The sequence below is a fragment of the Pseudomonas sp. 4CAES_32.4 genome (assembly GCF_058136335.1).
Genome location: NZ_CM176882.1, coordinates 3,977,392 through 4,002,723, shown reverse-complemented (window position 1 = coordinate 4,002,723; position 25,332 = coordinate 3,977,392). Strand labels below are relative to the sequence as shown.

At 59.6% G+C, this 25,332-nt stretch carries 21 protein-coding genes; all 21 read right to left on the bottom strand.

Annotation, left to right across the window (positions count from 1 at the left end; all coding sequences use genetic code 11):
* Positions 1 to 549, bottom strand: a complete 549-nt coding sequence (gene nuoI, locus AC3Y64_RS17985) for an NADH-quinone oxidoreductase subunit NuoI (RefSeq protein WP_016987418.1) — start codon at positions 547 to 549, stop codon at positions 1 to 3.
* 11 nt (positions 550 to 560) lie between these two features.
* A complete protein-coding gene (gene nuoH, locus AC3Y64_RS17980; protein ID WP_007920179.1) occupies positions 561 to 1,568 on the bottom strand; it encodes an NADH-quinone oxidoreductase subunit NuoH in 1,008 nt (335 codons plus the stop codon).
* The gene (gene nuoG / locus AC3Y64_RS17975) at positions 1,565 to 4,279 is read right to left on the bottom strand and encodes an NADH-quinone oxidoreductase subunit NuoG (RefSeq protein WP_489984725.1); all 2,715 of its coding nucleotides are present in this window, start codon (positions 4,277 to 4,279) and stop codon (positions 1,565 to 1,567) included. Before nuoG ends, nuoH begins: the two co-directional genes overlap by 4 nt.
* 136 nt (positions 4,280 to 4,415) lie before the next feature.
* Positions 4,416 to 5,771 carry an NADH-quinone oxidoreductase subunit NuoF gene (nuoF, locus tag AC3Y64_RS17970; RefSeq protein WP_103306794.1) on the bottom strand — a complete coding sequence of 452 codons (1,356 nt, stop codon included), beginning with the start codon at positions 5,769 to 5,771 and terminating at the stop codon, positions 4,416 to 4,418.
* A complete protein-coding gene (gene nuoE, locus AC3Y64_RS17965) occupies positions 5,768 to 6,265 on the bottom strand; it encodes an NADH-quinone oxidoreductase subunit NuoE (RefSeq protein WP_489984724.1) in 498 nt (165 codons plus the stop codon). Before nuoE ends, nuoF begins: the two co-directional genes overlap by 4 nt.
* Before the next feature lie 2 nt (positions 6,266 to 6,267).
* Complete coding sequence (nuoC, locus tag AC3Y64_RS17960) at positions 6,268 to 8,052, bottom strand: NADH-quinone oxidoreductase subunit C/D (protein WP_102899359.1); 1,785 nt, start codon at positions 8,050 to 8,052, stop codon at positions 6,268 to 6,270.
* 74 nt (positions 8,053 to 8,126) lie between these two features.
* Positions 8,127 to 8,801 carry a NuoB/complex I 20 kDa subunit family protein gene (locus AC3Y64_RS17955; protein ID WP_007920192.1) on the bottom strand — a complete coding sequence of 225 codons (675 nt, stop codon included), beginning with the start codon at positions 8,799 to 8,801 and terminating at the stop codon, positions 8,127 to 8,129.
* Positions 8,802 to 8,811: 10 nt separating this feature from the next.
* Positions 8,812 to 9,225, bottom strand: coding sequence for an NADH-quinone oxidoreductase subunit A (locus AC3Y64_RS17950; protein WP_003223812.1), 414 nt, complete (start codon positions 9,223 to 9,225; stop codon positions 8,812 to 8,814).
* A 692-nt stretch (positions 9,226 to 9,917) separates the two neighbouring features.
* Positions 9,918 to 11,159: an aspartate aminotransferase family protein gene (locus tag AC3Y64_RS17945; RefSeq protein ID WP_489984723.1), complete on the bottom strand. Its 1,242-nt coding sequence runs from the start codon at positions 11,157 to 11,159 to the stop codon at positions 9,918 to 9,920.
* A gap of 32 nt (positions 11,160 to 11,191) precedes the next feature.
* Complete coding sequence (locus tag AC3Y64_RS17940; RefSeq protein ID WP_489984722.1) at positions 11,192 to 12,103, bottom strand: LysR family transcriptional regulator; 912 nt, start codon at positions 12,101 to 12,103, stop codon at positions 11,192 to 11,194.
* A 42-nt stretch (positions 12,104 to 12,145) separates the two neighbouring features.
* Positions 12,146 to 12,682 (bottom strand): 2,4'-dihydroxyacetophenone dioxygenase family protein, encoded by a 537-nt coding sequence (locus AC3Y64_RS17935; RefSeq protein WP_053121625.1) that lies wholly within the window; start codon positions 12,680 to 12,682, stop codon positions 12,146 to 12,148.
* 140 nt (positions 12,683 to 12,822) lie between these two features.
* A complete protein-coding gene (locus tag AC3Y64_RS17930; RefSeq protein WP_489984721.1) occupies positions 12,823 to 14,247 on the bottom strand; it encodes an amino acid permease in 1,425 nt (474 codons plus the stop codon).
* Positions 14,248 to 14,560: 313 nt separating this feature from the next.
* Positions 14,561 to 15,886, bottom strand: coding sequence for an isocitrate lyase (gene aceA, locus AC3Y64_RS17925; RefSeq protein WP_034155130.1), 1,326 nt, complete (start codon positions 15,884 to 15,886; stop codon positions 14,561 to 14,563).
* A gap of 474 nt (positions 15,887 to 16,360) precedes the next feature.
* Positions 16,361 to 17,122 (bottom strand): secretin N-terminal domain-containing protein, encoded by a 762-nt coding sequence (locus AC3Y64_RS17920; RefSeq protein WP_489984720.1) that lies wholly within the window; start codon positions 17,120 to 17,122, stop codon positions 16,361 to 16,363.
* Between the two features lie 233 nt (positions 17,123 to 17,355).
* Entirely contained in the window at positions 17,356 to 17,781 is a 426-nt protein-coding gene (locus tag AC3Y64_RS17915; protein WP_016987414.1) for a GNAT family N-acetyltransferase, read from the bottom strand.
* A complete protein-coding gene (locus AC3Y64_RS17910) occupies positions 17,774 to 18,943 on the bottom strand; it encodes a ribosomal protein uL16 3-hydroxylase (RefSeq protein WP_489984719.1) in 1,170 nt (389 codons plus the stop codon). The genes AC3Y64_RS17915 and AC3Y64_RS17910 overlap by 8 nt, the downstream gene beginning before the upstream one ends.
* An 86-nt stretch (positions 18,944 to 19,029) precedes the next feature.
* Positions 19,030 to 20,400, bottom strand: coding sequence for an adenylosuccinate lyase (purB, locus tag AC3Y64_RS17905; protein WP_489984718.1), 1,371 nt, complete (start codon positions 20,398 to 20,400; stop codon positions 19,030 to 19,032).
* 126 nt (positions 20,401 to 20,526) lie between these two features.
* The gene (hflD, locus tag AC3Y64_RS17900) at positions 20,527 to 21,150 is read right to left on the bottom strand and encodes a high frequency lysogenization protein HflD (RefSeq protein ID WP_053121613.1); all 624 of its coding nucleotides are present in this window, start codon (positions 21,148 to 21,150) and stop codon (positions 20,527 to 20,529) included.
* Positions 21,147 to 22,271: a tRNA 2-thiouridine(34) synthase MnmA gene (gene mnmA, locus AC3Y64_RS17895; RefSeq protein WP_489984717.1), complete on the bottom strand. Its 1,125-nt coding sequence runs from the start codon at positions 22,269 to 22,271 to the stop codon at positions 21,147 to 21,149. Before mnmA ends, hflD begins: the two co-directional genes overlap by 4 nt.
* Positions 22,272 to 22,330: 59 nt before the next feature.
* A complete protein-coding gene (locus AC3Y64_RS17890) occupies positions 22,331 to 22,777 on the bottom strand; it encodes an NUDIX hydrolase (protein ID WP_016987409.1) in 447 nt (148 codons plus the stop codon).
* Between the two features lie 203 nt (positions 22,778 to 22,980).
* On the bottom strand, positions 22,981 to 25,206 hold the full coding sequence (locus AC3Y64_RS17885; RefSeq protein WP_489984716.1) for an NADP-dependent isocitrate dehydrogenase: 2,226 nt from the start codon (positions 25,204 to 25,206) through the stop codon (positions 22,981 to 22,983).
* Between the last annotated feature and the right edge of the window lie 126 nt (positions 25,207 to 25,332).

Here is a 25,332-nt window from a genome sequence, read left to right as displayed (position 1 = left end):
TTAAGGCAGCAAGCTCTTCACGTTGATCGGTTCGGCTTCGTTCTGCGCGGCGCCTTTCGGCTTGCCAGCGATTGCCATACCTGCAACACGATAGAAGTTGTAATCAGGGTTTTTGCCGGGGCCGGAGATCAGCAGATCTTCTTTCTCGTACACCAGGTCCTGACGTTTGAACTCGGCCATCTCGAAATCCGGTGTCAGCTGGATTGCGGTGGTCGGACAGGCTTCCTCGCAGAGACCGCAGAAAATGCAGCGCGAGAAGTTGATACGGAAGAAGTCCGGGTACCAGCGACCGTCTTCGGTTTCAGCTTTCTGCAGCGAGATGCAACCCACCGGGCAAGCCACGGCGCACAGGTTGCAGGCTACGCAACGCTCTTCGCCATCGGGATCGCGGGTCAGGACGATGCGACCACGGTAGCGGGGTGGCAGGTAGACCGCTTCTTCCGGGTATTGCAGCGTGTCGCGCTTGCGGAAGCCATGGCCGAAGACCATGACCAGGCTGCGCAACTGGGTACCGGTACCCTTAACGATGTCGCCAATATATTTGAACATGGGTCAAATCCTCACTGAACCGCGACCGCAGGTGTGTTCCACAACACGACTGCAGCGGTCACCAGCAAATTGATCAGGGTCAGTGGCAGGCAGAATTTCCAGCTGAAATCCATCACCTGGTCATAACGCGGACGCGGAATGGAAGCGCGCAGCAGGATGAACAGCATGATGAAGAACGCGGTCTTCAGTGCGAACCAGACGAACGCCAGTTGCGGCAAGATGCCGAACGGACCGTGCCAGCCACCGAAGAACAGGGTGACCAACAGCGCCGAGATCAGGATGATGCCGATGTATTCACCGACGAAGAACATGCCCCATTTCATACCGGCGTATTCAATGTGGTAACCGTCGGCCAGTTCCTGTTCCGCTTCCGGCTGGTCGAACGGGTGACGGTGAGTCACGGCGACGCCAGCGATGAAGAAGGTACAGAAGCCGAAGAACTGCGGAATGATGAACCACAGGTTCTGCGCCTGGTACTCGACGATGTCGCGCATGTTGAACGAGCCGACCTGCACCACGATGCCCATCAGGGCCAGGCCCATGAACACTTCATAGGACACGGTCTGCGCCGACGCACGCAAGCTGCCGAGCAGGGCGAACTTGTTGTTACTCGACCAACCGGCAAACAACACCGCGTAGACCGACAGACCGGCCATGGCGAAGAAGAACAGCAGGCCGATGTTCAGATCCGCGACGCCCCAGGTCGGGGTGATCGGGATGATCGCAAACGCGATCAGCAAGGCCGACATCGCCACCACCGGTGCCAAAGTGAAAATCACTTTATCGGCAAACGGCGGGGTCCAGTCTTCCTTGAAGAACATCTTCAGCATGTCGGCGGCGATCTGGAACATACCAAACGGGCCAACGCGGTTCGGACCGTAACGGTCCTGCCACCAGCCCAGCAGGCGACGTTCGACAAAGCTGAGCAACGCGCCTGCAACCACCACGGCCAGCAGAATCACGATGGCTTTGACGACCGAGAGGATCACATCGATCACTTCAGGGGTGAACCAGGTCATTGCGCTGCCTCCTGCAGACCGTCGACGGATACGCCGGCGAATGCCGGTGGAATGCCGGCGATGCCCGCAGGCAATGCCACCAGACCTGCGCCCAGTTCTTCATTGATGCGCAGCGGCAGACGCAGGGTCTGACCGGCCACGTTCAGGCTCAGCAGAGCACCGTCGTTGACGCCCAGACGATCCGCTTCCGACTTGGCCAGAGCCACGTAAGCAGCCGGAATGCGCTCTTGAACCGGTGCGGCTTTCGAAGAGTTTTCTTCGCTGCCGAACAGGTGGAAGAACGGTACGGCTTGCCAGGTGCCCGGCGCCGGGTTGAACGCGCGTGGCGCAGCGGCGAACCAGTTCAGCGAGTCGCCAGTGCTTTCGATCAGGCGAGTGCCCGGATCGCCAGCGCGCAGGTGACCACCGACTTCGTCCTGGAACTTGTTCCACGCTTGTGGCGAGTTCCAGCCCGGCGACCATGCAAACGGTACTTGCTGACGCGGTTCGGCAGAGCCCGAGTAACCTTCCATGGAGAAGGCGAACGCGGTGTCTTTGTCTTGCGGGGTGCGCGGTTCGTGAACGCTGATGTCGGCGCGCATCGCGGTGCGACCGGAGTAACGCAGCGGCTCACGCGCCAGTTTCAGACCCTTGATGCGGAATGCCGCAGACGGTGCAGCGTCGACGATACGCGCCAGTTGCTCGGTGCTCGAAGCAACGGCAGCGGTGACGTGGTCGAGTTGCGTCCAGTCGATTGGCTGGTTCAGCAGGGTAGCCCGCAGGGCGTGCAGCCAGCGCCAGCCTTCGTGTACCAGAATGCTTGCGTCCAGGTATTGCGGATCGAAAACCTGGAAGAAGCGCTGGGCGCGACCTTCCTGGCTGACCAGCGTACCGTCGCCTTCAGCAAAGCTTGCGGCTGGCAGCACCAAGTGCGCGCGGTCGCTGGTAGCGGTTTTCTGATGGTCGGCAACGATCACTACTTGCGCAGCGCTCAGTGCAGCATCGACCTTGTCTTTGGCGGTGCGGGTGTACAGATCGTTTTCCAGCACAACGATCGCGTCAGCCTTACCGTCGATGACGGCTTGCAGCGCAGCATCAACAGACTCGCCACCGAGCATGGCCAGGCCGAGGCTGTTGGCTTCCGGCACGATCAGGCTGATCGAACCGTTCTTCTCGCGCAGCTTCAGGGCTTTGGCGATGTTCGCGGCGGCTTCGATCAAGGCTTTGGAACCCAGCGAAGTACCGGCGATGATCAGCGGACGTTTGGCGGCGAGCAGGGCGTCGGCGATGCGCTGAGCCAGTTCCAGGGCTTCAGCGTCCAGACCTTCAACGGCCGGAGCGCTGGCATCCAATGCGTGGGCAACGGCGAAACCGATGCGCGCCAGATCGTCAGGCGCTGCGTGTACGCATTCTTCAGCGACGTCGTCGAGCTTGGTTTCAGCGAGGCTGGCGATGAACAGCGGGTTCAGCGCGTGCTGACCGATGTTCTTCACCGCAGCGTCGAGCCAAGGCTGAACGCGCATGGCTTCGGCCATGTCTTCAGCTTTGCCTTTGACCGACTGACGCAGGGACAGCGCCACGCGGGCGGCGGTCTGGGTCAGGTCTTCGCCGAGGACGAAAATCGCGTCGTGGTCTTCGATGTCGCGCATGTTCGGCACTGGCAGCGGGCTGTCTTTCAGCACCTGCAGAACCAGACGGATACGCTCCAGTTCGGAGGCTTCGATACCCGAGTAGAAGTGCTCGGCGCCAACCAGTTCGCGCAACGCGTAGTTGCTTTCGAGGCTGGCACGCGGCGAACCGATACCGACGATGTTGCGACCGCGCAGCAGGTCAGCGGCTTTATCCAGTGCGGCGTCGAGGCCGAGCTTGGTGCCGTCGGCCAGTAGCGGCTGACGTGGACGGTCGGTGCGGTTGACGTAGCCATAACCGAAACGGCCACGGTCGCACAGGAAGTACTGGTTTACCGAACCGTTGAAACGGTTTTCGATGCGACGCAGTTCACCGTAACGCTCGCCCGGGGAGATGTTGCAACCGCTGGAGCAGCCATGGCAGATGCTCGGCGAGAACTGCATGTCCCACTTACGGTTGTAGCGCTCGGAGTGAGTCTTGTCGGTGAACACACCGGTCGGGCAGACCTCGGTAAGGTTGCCGGAGAACTCGCTTTCGAGGGTGCCGTCTTCAACGCGACCGAAGTACACGTTGTCGTGGGCGCCGAACACACCGAGGTCGGTGCCTCCGGCGTAATCCTTGTAGAAACGCACGCAACGGTAGCAAGCGATGCAGCGGTTCATTTCGTGGGAAATGAACGGGCCCAGTTGCTGGTTCTGGTGGGTGCGTTTGGTGAAGCGATAACGGCGCTCGTTGTGGCCGGTCATCACCGTCATGTCTTGCAGGTGGCAGTGACCGCCTTCTTCGCACACAGGGCAGTCGTGCGGGTGGTTGGTCATCAGCCATTCAACAACACTGGCGCGGAACGCCTTGGATTCATCATCGTCGATGGAGATCCAGGTGTTGTCGGTGGCCGGGGTCATGCAGGACATGACGATGCGACCACGGGTGTCGTTCTCGTCGGTGTACTGCTTGACCGCGCACTGGCGGCAAGCCCCGACGCTACCGAGCGCGGGGTGCCAGCAGAAATATGGAATGTCGAGGCCCAGCGACAGACATGCCTGTAACAGGTTGTCTGCCCCGTCGACTTCGAGCGCTTTGCCGTCTACGTGGATAGTGGCCATGGTTCAAAGGTCTTCGTTGGCCCGGTGTCAGCGGGCGTGGCTAATGGAATCTTGTTATCCGTCCGAATCCAGTCAGCCCCGAAAGGCGTCATCGGACGAAAGGCGAAGGGCACGGACCCTTCGCCTTTTTAAGCGTTTACGCGCCGATTACGATCGGCCTTGCCAGAGGCGGGACGGCGGCGCTAACAGGCGCGATACCGGCTTCGAACTCTGGACGGAAGTATTTGATGGCACTGCCCAATGGCTCCACGGCACCCGGTGCGTGAGCACAGAAGGTCTTGCCTGGGCCGAGGAAACCGACCAGACCCAGCAGGGTCTCGATGTCGCCTGGCTGACCGCGGCCTTCTTCGATGGCCATCAGCAGCTTGACGCTCCATGGCAAACCATCACGGCACGGGGTGCAGAAGCCGCAGGACTCGCGAGCGAAGAACTGCTCCATGTTGCGCAGCAGCGACACCATGTTGACGCTGTCGTCCACCGCCATGGCCAGGCCAGTACCCATACGGGTGCCTACTTTGGCGATGCCGCCGGCATACATTTGTGCGTCGAGGTGTTCTGGCAGGAGGAAACCGGTACCGGCGCCGCCTGGCTGCCAGGCCTTGAGTTTGAAACCGTCGCGCATGCCGCCGGCGTAGTCTTCGAACAACTCGCGACCGGTGACGCCGAATGGCAGTTCCCACAGGCCCGGGTTTTTGACTTTGCCGGAGAAGCCCATGAGCTTGGTGCCCATGTCTTCGCTGCCTTCGCGGGCCAACGACTTGTACCAGTCAACGCCGTCGGCAATGATCGCCGGCACGTTGCACAGGGTTTCCACGTTGTTTACGCAGGTCGGCTTGCCCCACACGCCAACGGCGGCAGGGAAGGGCGGCTTGGAGCGCGGGTTGGCACGACGGCCTTCAAGTGAGTTGATCAGTGCGGTTTCTTCACCGCAGATGTAACGCCCGGCGCCGGTGTGGACGAACAGCTCGAAATCGAAGCCGCTGCCCAGAATGTTTTTACCCAGCAGGCCCGCAGCCTTGGCTTCTTCCACGGCACGGTTGAGGTGCTTGGCGGCGGTGGTGTATTCGCCACGCAGGAAGATGTAGCCACGGTAGGTTTTCAGCGCGCGCGCGCTGATCAGCATGCCTTCGATCAGCAGATGGGGCAGTTGCTCCATCAGCATGCGGTCTTTCCAGGTGTTCGGCTCCATTTCATCCGCGTTGCACAGCAGGTAGCGGATGTTGATGGATTCGTCTTTGGGCATCAGGCCCCACTTCACGCCCGTGGGGAAGCCCGCACCGCCGCGCCCTTTCAAGCCTGCGTCTTTCACGGTCTGGACGATGGCGTCCTGATCCATGTCGGCGAAGGCTTTGCGCGCAGCGGCGTAACCGTTCTTGGCCTGGTACTCGTCGAGCCACACGGCTTCGCCGTCATCGCGCAGACGCCAGGTCAGCGGGTGAGTCTCGGCCGAACGCTGAATGCGGTTGGCAGGACCGAAAGATGTCAGGGTCATACGTAGCCCTCGAGCAGTTTGGCGACGCCAGCAGGCTGCACATCACCAAAGGTGTCGTCGTCGATCATCAGCGCCGGCGCCTTGTCGCAGTTGCCGAGGCAGCAGACCGGCAGCAGGGTGAAACGACCGTCGGCGGTGGTCTGACCCAGGCCGATGCCCAGATTGTTCTGGATTTCGCTGACCACCGACTCGTGGCCACCGATGTAGCAGACCATGCTGTCGCAGACGCGAATGATGTGACGGCCAACCGGTTGACGGAAAATCTGGCTATAGAACGTCGCCACACCTTCAACATCGCTGGCCGGAATGCCGAGCATTTCGCCGATCGCGTACAAGGCGCCATCCGGCACCCAGCCGCGTTCTTTCTGAACGATCTTCAGGGCTTCGATCGACGCCGCGCGCGGGTCTTCGTAGTGATGCAGCTCGTGCTCGATGGCCAAGCGCTCGGTTTCACTGAGGGTGAAACGGTCTGTCTGGATAAGCGTGCTGTTCATGCTTAGCGGTCCACGTCGGCCATAACGAAATCGATACTACCCAGGTACGCAATCATGTCCGCGACCATGCTGCCTTTGATCACCGAAGGGATCTGTTGCAGATGCGGGAAGCTTGGAGTGCGGATCCGGGTACGGTAGCTCATGGTGCCGCCGTCGCTCGTCAGGTAATAACTGTTGATGCCCTTGGTCGCTTCGATCATCTGAAAGGATTCGTTGGCCGGCATCACCGGGCCCCACGAAACTTGCAGGAAGTGCGTGATCAAGGTTTCGATGTGCTGCAGCGTGCGCTCTTTCGGCGGCGGCGTGGTCAGCGGGTGATCCGCCTTGTACGGGCCTTCCGGCATGTTGCGCATGCACTGGTCGATGATCTTGATGCTCTGGCGCATCTCTTCAACGCGAACCATGCAGCGGTCGTAGGCATCGCCATTGGCAGCCAGCGGCACTTCGAACTCGAAGTTCTCGTAGCCGGAGTACGGACGCGCTTTACGCAGATCGAAGTCGCAACCGGTCGAACGCAGGCCAGCACCGGTGACGCCCCATTCCAGGGCTTCTTTGGTGTTGTACTGGGCAACGCCGATGGTACGACCCTTGAGGATGCTGTTCTGCAGGGCAGCCTTGGTGTATTCGTCGAGGCGTTTTGGCAGCCATTCAACGAAGTCTTTCACCAGTTTTTCCCAGCCGCGCGGCAGGTCGTGGGCAACGCCACCGATGCGGTACCAGGCCGGGTGCAGACGGAAACCGGTGATGGCTTCAATCACCGTGTACGCCTTCTGGCGGTCGGTGAAGGTGAAGAACACCGGGGTCATGGCGCCAACGTCCTGGATGTAAGTACCCAGGAACAGCAGATGGCTGGTGATCCGGAAGAACTCGGCCATCATGATGCGGATGACGTCGACCTTCTCAGGCACCTTGATGCCGGCCAGCTTCTCGACCGAGAGCACGTACGGCAGGTTGTTCATCACGCCGCCGAGGTAGTCGATACGGTCGGTGTACGGGATGAAACTGTGCCATGACTGACGCTCGGCCATCTTCTCGGCACCACGGTGGTGGTAACCGATGTCCGGCACGCAGTCGACGATCTCTTCGCCGTCCAGCTGCAGGATGATGCGGAACGCACCGTGCGCCGACGGGTGGTTCGGGCCGAGGTTGAGGAACATGTAGTCCTCGTTCGGGCCGGAACGCTTCATGCCCCAGTCTTCAGGACGGAAGCGCGCGGCTTCTTCCTCAAGCTGTTGCTTGGCGAGGTTGAGGCTGTACGGATCGAATTCGGTGGCGCGCGCCGGGAAGTCCTTGCGCAGCGGGTGACCTTCCCAGGTCGGCGGCATCATGATGCGCGACAGGTGCGGGTGACCTTTGAAGTCGATACCGAACATGTCCCAGACTTCGCGCTCGTACCAGTTGGCGTTCGGCCAGATACCGGTGACGGTCGGCAAGCTGAGGTCGCTCTCGGACAAGGCGACCTTGATCATCACGTCACTATTACGCTCCAGCGACATGAGGTGATAGAACACGGTGAACTCGGCGTCGCTCGGCAGGCCCTGACGCTTGGTGCGCAGACGCTCGTCCACGCCGTGCAGGTCATAAAGCATGACGTACGGCTTGGGCAGGTTGCGCAGGAAAGTCAGGACTTCAACGAGCTTGGCGCGCGCAACCCACAGCACCGGCATGCCGGTGCGGGTCGACTGAGCGGTGAACGCTTCAGCGCCAAAACGGTTGTTCAATTCAACGACCACATCCTGGTCGTCTGCCTTATAAGGCGGGATGTACAGAGCACTGCCTGTAGTCATGGTTATTTTTTCGCTTTCGGTCAACGTAAAGAATGAAGCCAGCTTCTCGTTTCTTTTTTAAGAACAGATCTGGATCAGACTTCGTCAGGGCTGCGCAGGTTGGTGACTGCGATTCGCTGTTCGCGGCGCTCTTCTTTTTGCGAAGGCATGTCGGCGCGATAAACGCCTTGATCGCCAACGACCCAGGAAAGCGGACGACGCTCCTTGCCGATCGATTCCTGCAGCAGCATCAAGCCTTGCAGAAATGCTTCCGGACGAGGAGGGCAGCCAGGTACGTAGACGTCCACGGGCAGGAACTTGTCCACCCCTTGAACCACGGAGTAGATGTCGTACATGCCACCGGAGTTGGCGCACGAACCCATGGAGATAACCCACTTCGGCTCGAGCATCTGCTCATAGAGACGCTGAATGATCGGCGCCATCTTGATGAAACAGGTCCCGGCGATAACCATGAAGTCGGCCTGACGCGGCGATGCCCGGATCACTTCGGCGCCAAAGCGCGCGATGTCGTGGGGCGCCGTGAAGGCGGTGGTCATTTCCACGTAGCAGCACGACAGGCCGAAGTTGTACGGCCACAGGGAGTTCTTACGTCCCCAGTTGACCGCGCCACTCAGCACGTCTTCCAGCTTGCCCATGAAAATGTTTTTGTGGACTTGATCTTCTAACGGATCGGAAACGGTTTCCCGTTCGCCAATCGGATACTGCTCGTTAGGAGCATCGGGGTCGATCCTGGTGAGATTGTATTGCATTGCCAAAGCCTCATTGTTTCAGCTTCGCCTGCCGCTTGCGACGAGCTTCCGGAGCCCAGTCAAGGGCGCCCACTCGGAACAGGTAGACAAGACCTGCCAACAGAATTGCTATGAAAACGAGAGCTTCGACGAATCCGGTCCAGCCGCTTTCGCGGACGGACACAGACCATGCAAAGAGAAAGAGGGCTTCGATATCGAAGATCACGAAGAGCATCGCGACCAGATAGAATTTGGCTGAGAGCCGCAAGCGGGCGCCACCGGTAGGTAGCATGCCCGACTCGAACGGTTCGTTTTTGCTGCGGCCCCAGGCTTTTGACCCGAGGAGGCTGGAAACGCCAAGCATGAAGGCGCAGAGGCCGACGACACCCAGAAGGAAAATGGCAAAGCCCCAGTTGTGGGCCATGAGTCCTGTCGCTTCGGGCATGCTGGTAATCCTTAACAGAGAGCAAAGGTCTCTGAGCTTGATAAAGAAATAGGCAGTGACGATATGTCGCAGCAATCAATCGCGCTGATTTTATGGCTAAACACCCGGCAAGTAAAATTCCTATAGCGAAATTATTTATTGGAATAAGGACATAGCGCCCCTCTAACCCCCGGCGGCCCATGCGTTGCGGGCATTAGCCGGAATTCAACGAATTATGTTTTGTTGGAAATGTAACGAACATAGTTGTGGCTAAATGATAATTAATATCGTTTGGAGTGGTTTTGTAACTGTTTAACGGGTGAGGTATTGGGAAGTTGTCTTACTTGCACATTACTGCAAGTAGCGAAGGTGCCCGTTTTACCCGTTTTTTCCTGCACCGATACCGCTCTGGATCAATGTTTTGTCCGAGCGCTGCGAATCCCTGTGGCAGCGAGCTGTGGTGGGCCGGAAGTCTTGTGTACCACCGAGAACCCTGTGGGAGCTGGCTTGCCAGCGATGGCGGCCAGTCAGCCACTGTGGATTTGACTGAACCACCGCTATCGCTGGCAAGCCAGCTCCCACAGTGTTTTGTGGTGTGTCCTGAATTGTGTGAACACCAAAGAACCCTGTGGGAGCGAGCCTGCTCGCGAAAGCGCCAGATCAGTCACCACCAGCCCCGACGCCTTGCACGCCAGGCCTGAATTCCAATCCTCTCAGCCAAACCGCCCAGCCAGCTTCGAAGCCGCCACATCAAAAGCAGCCTTCATCTCCTCAACCACCCCATCATCATGCGCAAACGACAAATAAACCCGTCCATAAGGCGAAGGCATCACCAACACCCCTGCCTCGCGCAACGCCAGATGCAGCGCTTTACTAAACTCCGCATCGCCGCATTCCAGCGCCTTGGCATAACTGGTTGGCGCCTGTGCCGAAGGCCAGATCCCGAACACATTGCCGTAACCGCTGGTGCTCACCGTCATCCCGTGCGCCTTGAACGAGGCTTCCACCGAAACCCGCAGCGCCTCACCCCGCGCAATCAAACGCTGATAATCCGCATCATCCAGTTGCGCCAAGGTGCTGATCACCGCCGCACACGCCATCGGGTTGCCGCTGAACGTGCCGCCCCGCAATACGCGACCGTCCTCAAAACCCGCCAAAATATGCGGCTTGCCAACAATCGCCGACACCGGCACGCCATTACCAATCGCCTTGCCAACACTGGCGATGTCCGGATCCAGCCCCGCCTGCAAACCCGCGAGCCCGGCGAACAAACGAAACCCCATCAACACTTCATCACAAATCACCAGCGCCCCATGCCGATGCGCGACGTCCTGCACATGCAGCAGATAGCCCGGCGCCGGCATGATGCAGCCAGCATTGGCGAGCATCGGCTCAAGGATCACCGCCGCAATGTCTGAATCCTCAGCGAACAAACGTTCAACATCGTCAAAGTCATTGAAGCGCAGCAACGTCGTGCGCGGCGTAGATGGACGCTGACCGTCAGCGAAATTCGCCTCACTGGACGACACATTGCCGAAGCTGACGTCATCAAACCAACCGTCGAAACCCGCCGCCATTTTCGCAATGCGCCCGCGCCCGGTATAAGCGCGCGCAGCCCGGCAGGCCAGGTGTACGGCTTCGCTGCCGGAGTTGGTGAAAATCACTTTGCTCAGCGCGCCGGTGTGCGCCGCCAGCGCAGAAGCCGCCGCGTGTTCACGAACATGCGCCCACGACGGCGCTGCGGAATCGGCCAGGGCTGCCGCTACCTGTTCGTTGACGCGGTTATTGGCGTGGCCCAACAACACCGCGCCGAAACCGAGGGCGGTGTCGATGTAGCGACGATCTTTGTCGTCATACACGTACGCATCCTTGCCATTACGGATAAACAGGGTTTCGCCATTGAGTTCCGGAAGGATGCGCGCGGCGCTGGAGACATCGCCAATCAGGTTACGCATAGAAGCCTCTGTACTTATTAATAGGTGAGCGTTCAGCCGCGCTCGGTGTTCCACGGACTCTGCGCGAGTTTCTGTTCAAGAAAGTCACGGAACACGCGGATCCTGGGGCTGAGGTGCTTGCGATTGGTGTAGATCATGTAAATCGGTTCGAAGCTGTCCGGGCTGTAGCGCTGCAGCAGCGGGATCAAGCGGCCCTCGCGGATGTCGTGGCCGATATGAAACTCGGCCAAGCGCACAATGCCCGCGCCGCTGAGCGCCAGATCGCGCAGCAAGTCGCCTTGGGCGAAGGTCGCTTTGGGAATCACCGGAATGCTGGTCGCATTGCCATCGATGAGGAAGTCCCAGTCATTCCAGACACTGTTGAAGCCGAAACTGAAACAGGTGTGATCGAGCAATTGCTGTGGGTGCTCGGGCGTTCCGTGACGGGCGAGGTAGTCCGGGGAGGCGCAGATGATCCAGCGGCTCTGACCAATCTTGCGGGCGATGCGCGTGGAGTCCGGCAGCACGCCGCTGTGAATCGCCAGATCCAGCCCCTGATCGAACTGATCGGAGAATTGCGCGCCGATCTGGATATCAATCGTCAGGCCTGGATATGCCGCGAGAAACTCCGGCAGCCACGGAATGATCTGGTGTTTGGCAAACGTCGACATCGTGTGAATCCGCAGCATGCCACTGACCCGCGTCGGAAACGCTTCGGCCAGTGAGTCGGCTTCGGCCATCGCGTTGATCACCGCGCGGGCGCTGACCAGATAGGCGGCGCCTTCTTCGGTCAACGACAAGCTGCGCGTGCCACGTTGAAACAGGCGCACCTGCAAGCGATCTTCCAGGCGCGAAATCAACTTGCTGATGGCCGAAGGCGTCAGACCATGGGCGCGAGAGGCCGCTGAAAAGTTACCGTGCTCCGTGGCCCAAAGAAACGCCAACAGCTGCGAGTAGTTATCCAATGCTTGCCTCCCGTGTCGATCCGACGCCTGCCACGGCGTCGATCAGCGAATGAACTGTTCGATGTAATCGTCTGGCAGCCCGAGCTTTTTGTAATGCGCGCGGGCGGTTTCCAGTTTGGTGAAGACGTCCTCGTAGCCGACCGCTACACCCTGCGGATCAACGTAGGTGTAACCGCCCTGCACGTGAAACCAGGTGATCATCTCTTCGACATCTTCCGGCACGAACAAGGTATGAGTCTCGCCCGGCGGCTCGAAGGCAAACGAACCTTCCTCGGCGACCCAGTCATGCTCCAGATAGTACCAGCGACCTTTAAGCACCATCGCGTGCACGCCGCCGGTATGGCGATGGCGCGAGAGCACGCCGCTTTTGCGCACGCGCAGCAGGTTGATGTAGTAGCCACCGGAAACGCTGAGCAATACCGGTTTGAACGACACCGAATCGGTCACCGGCACCCACAGTTGATCGTCTTCCAGCCATTGGCCAAGCACGCCGGGGTGCACCATGTCGGGCGCCATGTATGGCACTTGCGGCAGTTGATACGGGATGGCCAGTTCGTCAGGTTTAGGCGCAATACTCATGAGGCGTTCCTTGTAAGTTTTGATAACCCCCCGGCCGTTTGTTGGCCGGGGTTTCAAGCAGAGTAGGGTGGCGATCCGCCGCGAAAAAGCAGGTCGCCGGCACACTCGCTGTGACGCTCAGTCACAGCGGCGGCCGGCTTTCAGGCCAATACTTGCGGGGTAGCGGTTTCAACTGGCGCCATGGCGCTGCGGCGGGCCGACAGCTCAGGCTGCGACTTCTGCAAATACGCGCCGATGATTACCAGCACCGCAGTCAGGCCAAGGGTCGAGAGCAGTTCCGCACGCTGGCCGGGGAAGGCCGCCATGATCGCGAACACTGCGAGGATGAATCCGATCGTCAGAATCGTCAGATACGGAAACATCCACATGCGCACTTCGAGTTTCTTGCCCTGCGCGACCAGTTTGCGGCGCATGCACAATTGCGTGACGGCGATCACCAGATACATCAGCAAGGCCAATGCGCCGCTGGTGGCCAGCAGAAACTGGAACACTTGCTTGGGCAGCAGGTAGTTGGCGGTCAACGCTGTCAGTGCGGCGACCGAAGTCAGTGCGACGGCCAGCAGCGGCACGCCGTGACGGGTGGTGTGCGACACCGCGTTCGGTGCATCACCGCGACGGGCCAGCGAGTAAGCCATGCGCGAAGCGGTGTAGATCGCCGAATTCAAGCAACTGGTGACCGCTACGAGCACAACAATGCCCATGATCTGCGGCGCCCACGGAATGTTCATCGCACTCAGCACGGCCTGGTAAGAACCCTGCGCCAGATCCGGCGCGTTCCACGGAATCAGGCACACCACCACAAACATCGAACCGAGGTAGAACAAGCCCAGACGCCAGACCACGGCACGAATGGCTTTCTTGATATTGGCTTTCGGGTCCTTGGATTCAGCGGCGGCAATGGTCACCACTTCGCTGCCCTGGAAACTGAACATCGCTGTCAGCAGGCCGGCGACAATCGCCACATTACCGTTGGGCGCGAAACCGCCATTGGCGTAGAGATTGGAAATCCCGCTGGTCGAGGAACCCGGCAAAATCCCGAAGATCGCCAGCACGCCGAGAATGATGAAGCCCACGATCGATACGACTTTGAACAGCGACAACCAATATTCCAGCGTACCGAACGAACCGACGCTGAGGCTGTTGCAAACGATCAGCGCAAACGTCACGCCGAACGCCGCCACCCAATGGGAGATGCCCAGCCAGTCACCGAGAATATTGCCGGCGACAATCGCTTCGATGGCAATCACCAACACGTAAAACCACCAGTACAACCAACCGATGGAAAACCCGGCCCAACGACCGATCGCCTGATCGGCATAGGAAGAAAACGACCCGGTGTCCGGCCGTGCTGTGGCCATTTCGCCGAGCATCTGCATGACCAGCACTACGATGATCGCGGCGCAGACATACGACACCAGCACCGCAGGGCCAGCAGTGGCGATGGCATTACTCGAACCCACAAACAGACCGGCGCCAATCACGCCGCCGATCGAAATCATTGTGACTTGCCGTCCCTTCAAGCCATTCCCTAGCTCGTTGTTAGCCTTGTCTTTGTCATCACGCATCGGCTTGTACCTCGAATGAACGTCTTTATTATTGTCATAGCGCCGCAACGAGACGGCGATGGGCCGTACCCTAAGCGTTAATAGAAGAGGGCATTAGCCCCAAACGGTTCAAAGAGGGTGTGAACTGTCGTCACAGGTGCTGGAGGTTTGACGGGGGAATGCCAAGGCCGGGGATGAAAGGGTTCGCTGTTTTCAGGCAAATTGCCGAATCGCAGACAAAAAAACGCCCCGAACCAGTCGGGGCGTCAGTTTTGCGGCTCTACGGTTAGCTTTCTATTCGATCCGCAGGGGCCGTTTGCTCAGCGAAGCAGAATCAGTGGAACTGTTCTTCTTCAGTCGAACCGGTCAGTGCGGTTACCGAAGACGAGCCACCTTGAATCACGGTGGTCATGTCGTCGAAGTAGCCGGTGCCCACTTCCTGCTGGTGAGCCACGAAGGTGTAACCCTTGGCGGCGTCAGCGAACTCCTGCTCCTGCAGTTTCACGTAGGCGGTCATGTCGTTGCGGGCGTAGTCGTGCGCCAGGTTGAACATGCTGTGCCACATGTTGTGAATGCCGGCCAGGGTGATGAACTGGTGCTTGTAACCCATGGCGGACAGTTCGCGCTGGAACTTGGCGATGGTCGCGTCGTCCAGGTTTTTCTTCCAGTTGAAGGAAGGCGAACAGTTGTACGACAGCAGTTGGTCCGGGTATTCCTTTTTGATCGCTTCAGCGAAGCGACGAGCCTCGTCCAGATCCGGCTTGGCGGTTTCGCACCAGATCAGGTCGGCGTATGGCGCGTAAGCCAGGCCACGGGCGATGGCTTGATCGAGGCCGGCACGGACCTTGTAGAAACCTTCCTGAGTGCGCTCGCCAGTTACGAACGGCTGGTCGTACGGGTCGCAATCGGAGGTCAGCAGGTCAGCGGCGTTGGCGTCGGTACGGGCCAGAATGATCGTCGGGGTACCGGCAACGTCGGCCGCCAGACGCGCAGCGGTCAGCTTCTGTACGGCTTCCTGAGTTGGAACCAGTACTTTACCGCCCATGTGACCGCATTTTTTCACGGAAGCCAGTTGGTCTTCGAAGTGAACGCCGGCGGCGCCTGCTTCGATCATGCTCTTCATCAGCTCGTAAGCATTCAGTACGCCGCCGAAACCGGCTTCGGCGTCAGCCACGATTGGCGCGAAGTAATCGATGTAGCCTTCGTCGCCCGGGTTTTTGCCGGCTTTCCACTGGATCTGGTCAGCACGACGGAACGAGTTGTTGATGCGCTTGACCACGGTTGGAACCGAATCCACCGGGTACAGCGACTGGTCTGGGTACATGGATTCTGCGGAGTTGTTGTCCGCAGCCACTTGCCAGCCCGACAGGTAGATCGCCTGGATACCGGCTTTAACCTGTTGAACAGCCTGGCCGCCGGTCAGGGCGCCCATGCAGTTGACGAAATCTTTCTCAGGACGGAAGGAAGGCTTGGCGCCCTGGGTGACCAGGTTCCACAGCTTGTCGGCGCCCATTTTTGCAAAGGTGTGCTCAGGTTGAACCGAGCCACGCAGACGGACGACGTCAGCAGCGGAGTAAGTGCGTGTCACGCCTTTCCAGCGCGGGTTTTCAGCCCAGTCTTTTTCGAGGGCTGCAATTTGCTGTTCGCGTGTCAGTGCCATGGAGATAAACCTCGTCGCGTCTTTTATGAAAAGTTGTTCTGCGGTGGAAAATTCCTGCGCTCGCTGACCAGAAGCTTAGGTGGTCAAGTCGGATTCGGCGGGGTAGGCGACGGGATGAACGATGGGCTCGAGGGGAAGTGAGCAGGTAGTGGCGGACTGCGGGCGCATTCGGGCGTCGTGGGCCTCTATACGGTCTACAGTGTGGAGCCGGGTTACCTAATTACGCTTCCGTCCCTCGGGACAACTTCGTTCCAGTCGGCAACCTCGTCAAACACACCTTGTGGGCGGTACAGACACGAAACGGTTCGCGGGGTAGGTGCGAACATCGCTTCGAAGGCCCTTGCCAGGGCCTCTGATTAGCGGGAGCGAGGCCATCATGCCTTCGCTTTTTTGCCTCGTCAAACGTTTTGTAGTGCTTTTTTTCAAGCACTACATCTTTCGTCTAATACGACTAATCAGTCAGTTTTTGGTGCTTTAGTCCAACGTGTCGACTTTCACCCGCAAGGTCATGTCATCCCGGCCTTGAGTCGAGTAGCTGCGGGTCAGGCCCTGTTTATCAGCCTGGGTCTGGCTGTTGACGCCGGCGAGGGTGATCCACTCACCCAGGCGTCCGCTGACGGTTGTGTCGGTACTTTGCACGTTCACTACATCAGAACGTTCCTGGCTCATGTGGTCATTATTGGTAGTGATCGCCAGATGAACGATGTCGCCAGTGACGCTGGCGGTGACGTAGAACCCTTGTGTGACGTTGCGGTATTGAGTCTGGCTGCTGTAATCGCCGTAGGAATTGCTCTGGCTGCTGGTGATCGGCACGCTTTGCCCGACCTGGATCAGCGCCGGCATGCCTTCGCTGGCTTGTACCTGTTGCACGCCGCCGTTACGGCTGGAGGTGCTGCGGCTGATGATGCGCGTCTGGTTCGGCTGCGCGCCGTTGATGGAATAGCCTTCATCGCCACGGCCATTGTTTTCGTTGGTGTCGACGGTGATCAGCAGGCGCTTGGGTGCGGTGTCGAGCTGGGTGATCAGCGCCTTGAGTTCCTGGATCTTGTCCGGTTCGGCCTTGATGATCAGTTGATTGCCGTAGGCGCTGACCTGACCGTCCTTGCCGAGGAAGTCTTGCGCCATCGGCAGCATGTCGGTGCTGGTGCGGTAATTGAGAGGCACGATTTCTGTGGCTGCCATCACCGAAAAACTGCAGCCGAGCAGCAGGGTGGTGAGCAGGGTGCGTAGGGACATGTCCGTTATCTCCGCTTTCGAAAGGCTTGATATTGCCAGTTTGTCGGCCTTGGGTGGGGCAAGTTGAATCGTAGACAGCAAAACGCCCCGGCATCGGCTGATGTCGGGGCGTGATCGTTCCCACGCTCTGCGTGGGAATGCAGCCAGTGACGCTCTGCGTCACATGCCGCAAGGGACGCAGAGCGTCCCGAGAGCCGTTTCCACGCAGAGCGTGGCAACGATCAGGGCGTGGTTCAGGCCGAATGCCGAACCATGTCGACATGCGGAATCCCGGCTTCGAGGAATTCCTCGCTGACCAGGCTGAAACCCAGGCGCTCATAGAACGCCGTGGCCTGCACCTGCGCGCTGAGCATCTGCTCTTTCAAACCGCGCGCTTCCGCTTCAGCGATAACCGCTTGCATCAGCGCATCGCCAACCTTCATCCCGCGCCAGTCTTTCAGCACCGAAACCCGACCGATGTGCCCATCAGGCAGCAAGCGCGCAGTGCCGATCGGAAAGTCGCCTTCAAACGCGAGGAAATGCACGGCGGTCGCGTCGTCCGCGTCCCACTCCAACTCAGGTGGCACCGATTGCTCGGCAATGAACACCGTTTCACGAATGCGCCGGATCTCGGCGATGTCCTTCTGCCAGTCTGCGACACGAACGCGAATTTTATTCATCAGCGAACCCCAGGCTACCTTGCTTGACCAGTTCGCAGAGCAGGCCGCGACCGTCTTCGTCGTTCAGCCACTCACCGAGGTTCTCGGTGTGCAGGGCGTCAGCGGCGCAGATCAGCTTCAGCAGTTCGCGCAGCTTGCCCGGCAGGTAACGGCTCTGGCCGCTGGCGAACAACAGCAGATCGTCATCGACTTCCGACCAGGCCAGACGCGCGCTCGGGTTGCGGATCAAGATCGCGCCATCCTGCAGAGCGCTGAGGAAATCTTCTTCTTCGACGTCTTCCGGGCCAACCACCAGCTCTGGATAGCGCGGCTCGGTCATGTACTGGCCGAACCAGGTCAGCAGCAGACGCTCGTCGCTCATGTGCTCGGCCAGCAGGCTTTTCAGGCGATCCAGCGCATCGTGTTGAATCTGATGCGGGTCAGCGGCTGGCTGCGCGTCGGCGTCGGTGTAGCGCTCTTCGTCAGTCAGGAACTGGCTGAGGAAGTCGGTGAAGTGAGTCAGCACTTCGGAAGCGCTTGGCGCACGGAAGCCGACCGAGTAGGTCATGCAGTTGTCGACCGCGACGCCGCAGTGAGCCAGACGCGGCGGCAGGTAGAGCATGTCGCCCGGTTCCAGAACCCATTCTTCGGTCTCGTGGAATTCGGCGAGGATGCGCAGATCCGCGTGTTGCAGCAGCGGGCTCTCGGAATCGCACATCTGGCCGATTTTCCAGTTGCGCTTGCCGTGGCCTTGCAGCAGGAACACGTCGTAGTTGTCAAAGTGCGGGCCGACGCTGCCACCCGGGGCGGCGAAGCTGATCATCACGTCGTCGACGCGCCAGCTCGGCAGGAAACGGAAGTTTTCCAGCAACTCGCTGACTTCCGGGACGAACTGGTCGACTGCCTGAACCAGCAGAGTCCACTCTTTTTCCGGCAATTTGCTGAATTCATCTTCAGCGAACGGGCCGCGACGCAGTTCCCACTGGCGCTCGCCGTGCTCGATCACCAGGCGGGATTCGACTTCTTCTTCCAGGGCCAGGCCGGCCAGTTCGTCGGCGTCGATCGGGCTTTCGAAGTCAGGAATCGCCTGACGGATCAGCAGTGGCTTTTTCTGCCAGTAGTCGCGCAGGAATTCGCGCGCCGTGATGCCGCCCAGAAGTTGAAGAGGAATGTCGGAATTCATATGTAACCTATTGAAAAAAAGCACTTTTCAGACGGGAATAAAAACGCCCGGCGCGGCCGGGCGTCTCAAACGGGTCAAACGGTCGATCAGATGCGTTTGGCTTGCGCTACAGCGTTGCCGATGTAGTTGGCCGGGGTCAGTTGCTTGAGCTCGGCTTTCGCTTCGGCTGGCATGTCCAGGCCATCGATGAAAGTCTGCAACGCTTCGGGGCTGATGCCCTTGCCACGGGTCAGTTCTTTCAGTTTTTCGTACGGGTTTTCGATGTTGTAGCGGCGCATCACGGTCTGGATCGGCTCAGCCAACACTTCCCAGCAAGCGTCGAGGTCAGCGGCAATCTTCTGCTCGTTGAGCTCCAGTTTGCTGATGCCTTTGAGGCTGGCTTCGTAGGCGATCACGCTGTGGGCGAAGCCGACACCGAGGTTGCGCAGTACGGTGGAGTCGGTCAGGTCGCGCTGCCAGCGGGAGATCGGCAGTTTGCTCGCCAGGTGCTGGAACAGTGCGTTGGCGATGCCCAGGTTGCCTTCGGAGTTTTCGAAGTCGATCGGGTTGACCTTGTGCGGCATGGTCGACGAACCGATTTCGCCAGCGATGGTGCGCTGCTTGAAGTAACCCAGGGAGATGTAGCCCCAGATGTCACGGTCGAAGTCGATCAGGATGGTGTTGAAGCGCGCGATCGCGTCGAACAGCTCGGCGATGTAGTCGTGCGGTTCGATCTGCGTGGTGTACGGGTTGAAGCCCAGGCCCAGCTCGTCTTCGATGAAGGCGCGAGCGTTGGCTTCCCAGTCGATCTGCGGGTAGGCCGACAGGTGCGCGTTGTAGTTGCCGACGGCGCCGTTGATCTTGCCCAGCAGCGGCACGGCAGCGACTTGAGCAATTTGACGCTCGAGACGGTAAACCACGTTCGCCAGCTCTTTACCCAGAGTGGTCGGGGAGGCTGGCTGACCGTGGGTGCGCGACAGCATCGGCACGTCAGCGAAACGGATGGCCAGTTCGCGGATGGCGTTGGCAGTCTGGCGCATCAGCGGCAGCATCACGTCGTCACGGCCTTCGCGCAGCATCAGGGCGTGGGACAGGTTGTTGATGTCTTCACTGGTGCAGGCAAAGTGGATGAACTCGCTGACCTTGGCCAGCTCCGGCAGCTTGGCCGCCTGCTCTTTGAGCAGGTATTCGATCGCTTTGACGTCGTGGTTGGTGGTGCGCTCGATTTCTTTGACGCGCTCGGCGTGCTCCAGCGAGAAGTTTTCAGCCAGTTCATTGAGAACGGCGTTGGCCTCGGCGGAGAAGGCTGGCACTTCAGGGATACCAGCGTGGGCGGCCAGGCGCTGGAGCCAGCGCACTTCAACCAGAACACGGGCACGGATCAGGCCGTACTCGCTGAAAATCGGGCGCAGGGCCTCGGTTTTGCCGGCGTAGCGGCCGTCAACAGGGGAAACCGCAGTGAGCGAAGAAAGCTGCATGGGGTGTTCTCGGACAGTCGGGCAACGAAATGGGGCGCGTATCATACATGAAAAAATCCGCCGGTCCGTTGCCAACTGACCGGCGTATTACGCGTTACAGACTACAAAGCGTTTATTGCGCGGCGTTTACTCGCTGCGCATCAATGGATACAGCTCTTTGAGCAGCTTGCGCCGGCTGATTACCAACTGCCAGCGATGGCCGCCGAGCTGACGCCACAAGCGCGCCGAACGAATGCCGGCGAGCAGCAGGGCGCGGATTTTCGAGGCGTTGCTCGGTTGTTGCAGGTTGCGCATGTCGCCGTGCACCTGAATGCGTTGGCGCAGGGTGCTCAGGGTGTCCTGATACAGCGCACCGCAGGCGGCAATCACGTTTTCATGGGCCGGGCCGAAGTGTTCGACTTGCGACTGAATCTGCGGCAGACGCTTGCCGATCACATCGAGCATGTCGCCGCGTTTCGCCAGTTGGCGTTCAAGACCGAGCATCGACAGGGCATAACGCAATGGCTCGCGCTGCAGGGTGCTAGGGTCGCGTTCGAGGGCGCCGATCAGCGCCCGATAGCCTTCGCGCAAATTGAGGTCGTCGCCACCGTACACGTCCAGCGTGTCTTTCGGGTCGCGCACCAACAGGCTGCCGAGCATGCACGTCAGGCCGGCTTCGCTGGTCTGGCCGCTCTTGGCGATGCGGTCGACCAGCACGGCGGCGAGAAACACGCCGCCCAGCGCCGTCAGTTGCTCCTGAGTCGGGCTCATGCCTGACCGCTCCACGGCTCGGCGACTTCGATCACGCCGCCACCGAGGCAGATTTCACCGTCATAGAACACCACGGACTGGCCCGGCGTCACCGCGCGTTGCGGCTCGTCGAACACGGCGCGGTAGCCGCTGGCGGTTTTTTCCAGGGTGCAGGCTTGATCGCTCTGGCGATAGCGAACCTTGGCGGTCAGGCGCAGCGGCTGGCTCAGGTCGATCGGGTTGACCCAATAGATTTCCGAAGCGAGCAGGGCGCCGGAGAACAGCCACGGATGGTTGTTGCCCTGGCCGACGATCAGCTCGTTGGTGTCGAGATCCTTGCGCAGCACGTACCACGGCTCATCGCCGGCATCTTTCAGGCCGCCAATACCGAGGCCCTGACGCTGGCCGATGGTGTGGTACATCAAGCCGTGGTGACGGCCGATGACCTCGCCTTCGGTGGTCTTGATCTCGCCCGGTTGCGCTGGCAGGTATTGCTTGAGGAAATCGCTGAAACGACGCTCGCCGATGAAGCAGATCCCGGTGGAGTCTTTCTTCTTGGCGGTGGCCAGCTCGTATTTCTCGGCAATCGCACGGACTTCCGGCTTTTCCAGTTCGCCGACCGGGAACAGGGTCTTGGCGATCTGTTCGCCGCCAACGGCGTGCAGGAAGTAGCTCTGATCCTTGTTCGGATCGAGGCCTTTGAGCAGTTCGGTGCGGCCATTGATGTCGCGGCGGCGCACGTAGTGGCCGGTGGCGATCAGATCGGCGCCGAGCATCATGGCGTAGTCGAGGAACGCCTTGAACTTGATCTCGCGGTTACACAGGATGTCCGGGTTCGGCGTGCGACCGGCCTTGTATTCGGCCAGGAAGTGCTCGAACACGTTGTCCCAGTACTCGGCGGCGAAGTTGGCGGTGTGCAGCTTGATGCCGATTTTGTCGCAGACAGCCTGGGCATCCGCCAGGTCGTCCATGGCGGTGCAGTATTCCGTTCCGTCGTCTTCTTCCCAGTTCTTCATGAACAGGCCTTCCACTTCATAACCCTGCTCGATCAGCAGGAGAGCGGAAACGGAAGAGTCCACGCCGCCGGACATGCCGACAATGACGCGCTTCTTGGATGTGTCAGAAGGGGCTGGATCACGCATAGGGATTCAATGAGTGTCTTGAAAAAGGACGCGATTCTAGCAGGCTCGCGGCCTCAAGGCTAAAGAGAAGGGCGGATCAGTTCGAGGCTGAAGTGATGACCGGCCAGATAATCGTCGATGCAACGGATGATCAGCTCGCTGCGCCAGTTGTCGCGTTGAGCCATTAATTCGTCACGGGTCAGCCACTTGGCGCCGACGATGCCGTCGTCCAATTGGTAATCCGGGTGATGTTTCACCGCTTTGGCGCTGAAGCACACGCGCTGGTAGGTCACGCCGTTGCTCGGGGCGGTGTACAGGTAAATGCCGATGACGCCTGTGGGCTCGACGTCCCAGCCGGTTTCTTCGAGGGTTTCGCGCACGGCGGCTTCGATCAGGGTTTCGTCCGGGTCGAGATGGCCGGCGGGCTGGTTCAAGACGTTACGCCCGGCCTTGTGTTCTTCAACCATCAGGAAGCGGCCGTTGTCCTCGACGATGGTGGCGACGGTGATGTGGGGGAGCCATTCCATAAAACCTTCCTCAATCTATTGGTTGAAATGCAATCCCTGTGGGAGCTGGCTTGCCAGCGATGGCGGCCTATCATTCAGCATTGAAGGTGACTGATCCACCGCTATCGCTGGCAAGCCAGCTCCCACAGGGTTTTGTGGTGATCATAAAACCCGGAAACACAAACCCCGGCACAGGGCCGGGGTTTGTTTACCGCGCTACAACCTTAAACCAGCGCAGCAATCGCTGCGTTGAGGGTTGCGCTTGGGCGCATCGCCTTGCTGATCAGATCGGCATTGGCGTGGTAGTAACCGCCGATGTCGACTGGCTTGCCCTGAACGGCGTTGAGCTCGGCAACGATGGTTGCTTCGTTCTCGGTCAGCGTCTTGGCCAGCGTCGCGAACTGCGCTTGCAGTGCAGCGTCTTCAGTCTGGGCGGCCAGGGCCTGAGCCCAGTACATCGCCAGGTAGAAGTGGCTGCCGCGGTTGTCGATGTTGCCGACTTTGCGCGATGGCGACTTGTTGTTGTCGAGGAACTGGCCAGTCGCCTGATCCAGAGTCTTCGACAGCACCAGTGCTTTCGGGTTGTTGTAGTTCACACCCAGATGCTCGAGGGACGCTGCCAAAGCGAGGAACTCGCCCAGCGAATCCCAGCGCAGGAAGTTCTCTTCAACCAGTTGCTGCACGTGCTTCGGCGCCGAACCGCCGGCGCCGGTTTCGAACAGGCCACCGCCGTTCATCAGCGGCACGATCGACAGCATCTTGGCGCTGGTGCCCAGTTCCATGATCGGGAACAGGTCGGTCAGGTAGTCGCGCAGTACGTTGCCGGTCACCGAAATGGTGTCCTTGCCTTCGCGGGTGCGCTGCAGGGTATATTTCATCGCGTCGACCGGCGCCATGATCTGGATGTCCAGACCGGCGGTGTCGTGATCCTTCAGGTAAGCCTGAACTTTCTCGATCACTACGCCGTCGTGAGCGCGCATTGGGTCGAGCCAGAAGATCGCTGGCGTGCTGCTGGCGCGAGCACGGTTGACGGCCAGTTTGACCCAGTCCTGGATCGGCGCGTCTTTGGTCTGGCACATGCGGAAGATGTCGCCGGCTTCAACAGCCTGTTCCATCAGCAGGGTGCCTTTGCTGTCGGTGACGCGAACCACGCCGTCAGCCTTGATCTGGAAGGTCTTGTCGTGCGAGCCGTACTCTTCGGCTTTCTTCGCCATCAGGCCAACGTTTGGCACGCTGCCCATGGTGGTCGGGTCGAAAGCGCCATTGGCTTTGCAATCTTCGATCACAGCCTGGTAGATGGTCGCGTAGCAACGATCCGGGATCACAGCCTTGGTGTCGTGCAACTGACCGTCGGTGCCCCACATTTTGCCGGAGTCACGGATCATCGCCGGCATCGAGGCGTCGACGATCACGTCGCTCGGCACGTGCAGGTTGGTGATGCCTTTGTCGGAGTTGACCATCGCCAGCGACGGACGAGCGGCGTAGACGGCCGCCATGTCGGCTTCGATCTGTGCTTGCTGCTCAGCCGGCAGGGCCTTGATGCGTGCGTACAGATCGCCAATGCCGTTGTTCAGGTTGAAGCCGATTTCGGCCAGCACGTCAGCGTGCTTGGTCAGGGCGTCTTTATAGAACTCGGCAACGATCTGGCCGAACATGATCGGGTCGGAGACCTTCATCATGGTCGCTTTCAGATGCACCGAGAGCAGCACGCCTTGCGCCTTGGCGCTTTCGATTTCAGCAGCGATGAACGCACGCAGGGCGTTTTTGCTCATCACGGCGCAGTCGAGGATCTCGCCGGCCTGAACGGTGGTTTTTTCTTTCAGAACGGTCGCGGTGCCGTCCTTGGCGATCAGTTCGATCTTCACAGCGTCAGCGGCGTCGATCAGGGCAGCTTTTTCGCTGCCGTAGAAATCGCCGGTGCTCATGTGAGCGACGTGGGACTTGGAGTCTTTGGCCCAGGCGCCCATTTTGTGCGGGTGCTTGCGTGCGTAGTTCTTCACCGACAGCGGTGCACGACGGTCGGAGTTGCCTTCACGCAGAACCGGGTTCACGGCGCTGCCCTTGACCTTGTCGTAACGCGCCTTGGCGTCTTTGTCGGCGTCGCTGGTCACGGTTTCCGGGTAGTCCGGCAGGTTGTAACCCTGAGCTTGCAGCTCTTTGATCGCGGCTTGCAGCTGTGGAACCGAAGCACTGATGTTCGGCAGCTTGATGATGTTGGCTTCAGGCGTAACGGCCAGGTCGCCCAGTTCGGCGAGGTGGTCGGCTACGGCTTTGTCGCCCAGTTGCTCGGGGAAGCTTGCCAGGATGCGTGCTGCAAGAGAGATATCGCGGGTTTCCACGGCGATATCGGCCGAGGCGGTGTAAGCCTCGATGATCGGCAGCAGGGAATAGGTGGCGAGGGCAGGAGCTTCGTCGGTGAAGGTATAGATGATCTTCGAGCGGGTGGGCATATTCGGATTAACTCTCTCTTCTTTGCTAAAGCGTGCGCAGAAACTCGAGGGGCGCCGGGTAAGCGCGTTCGTTCAAAGTCATCCATGAACCGAATGTCGAGATTCTTCGCGGTGATGTTGGGTGCA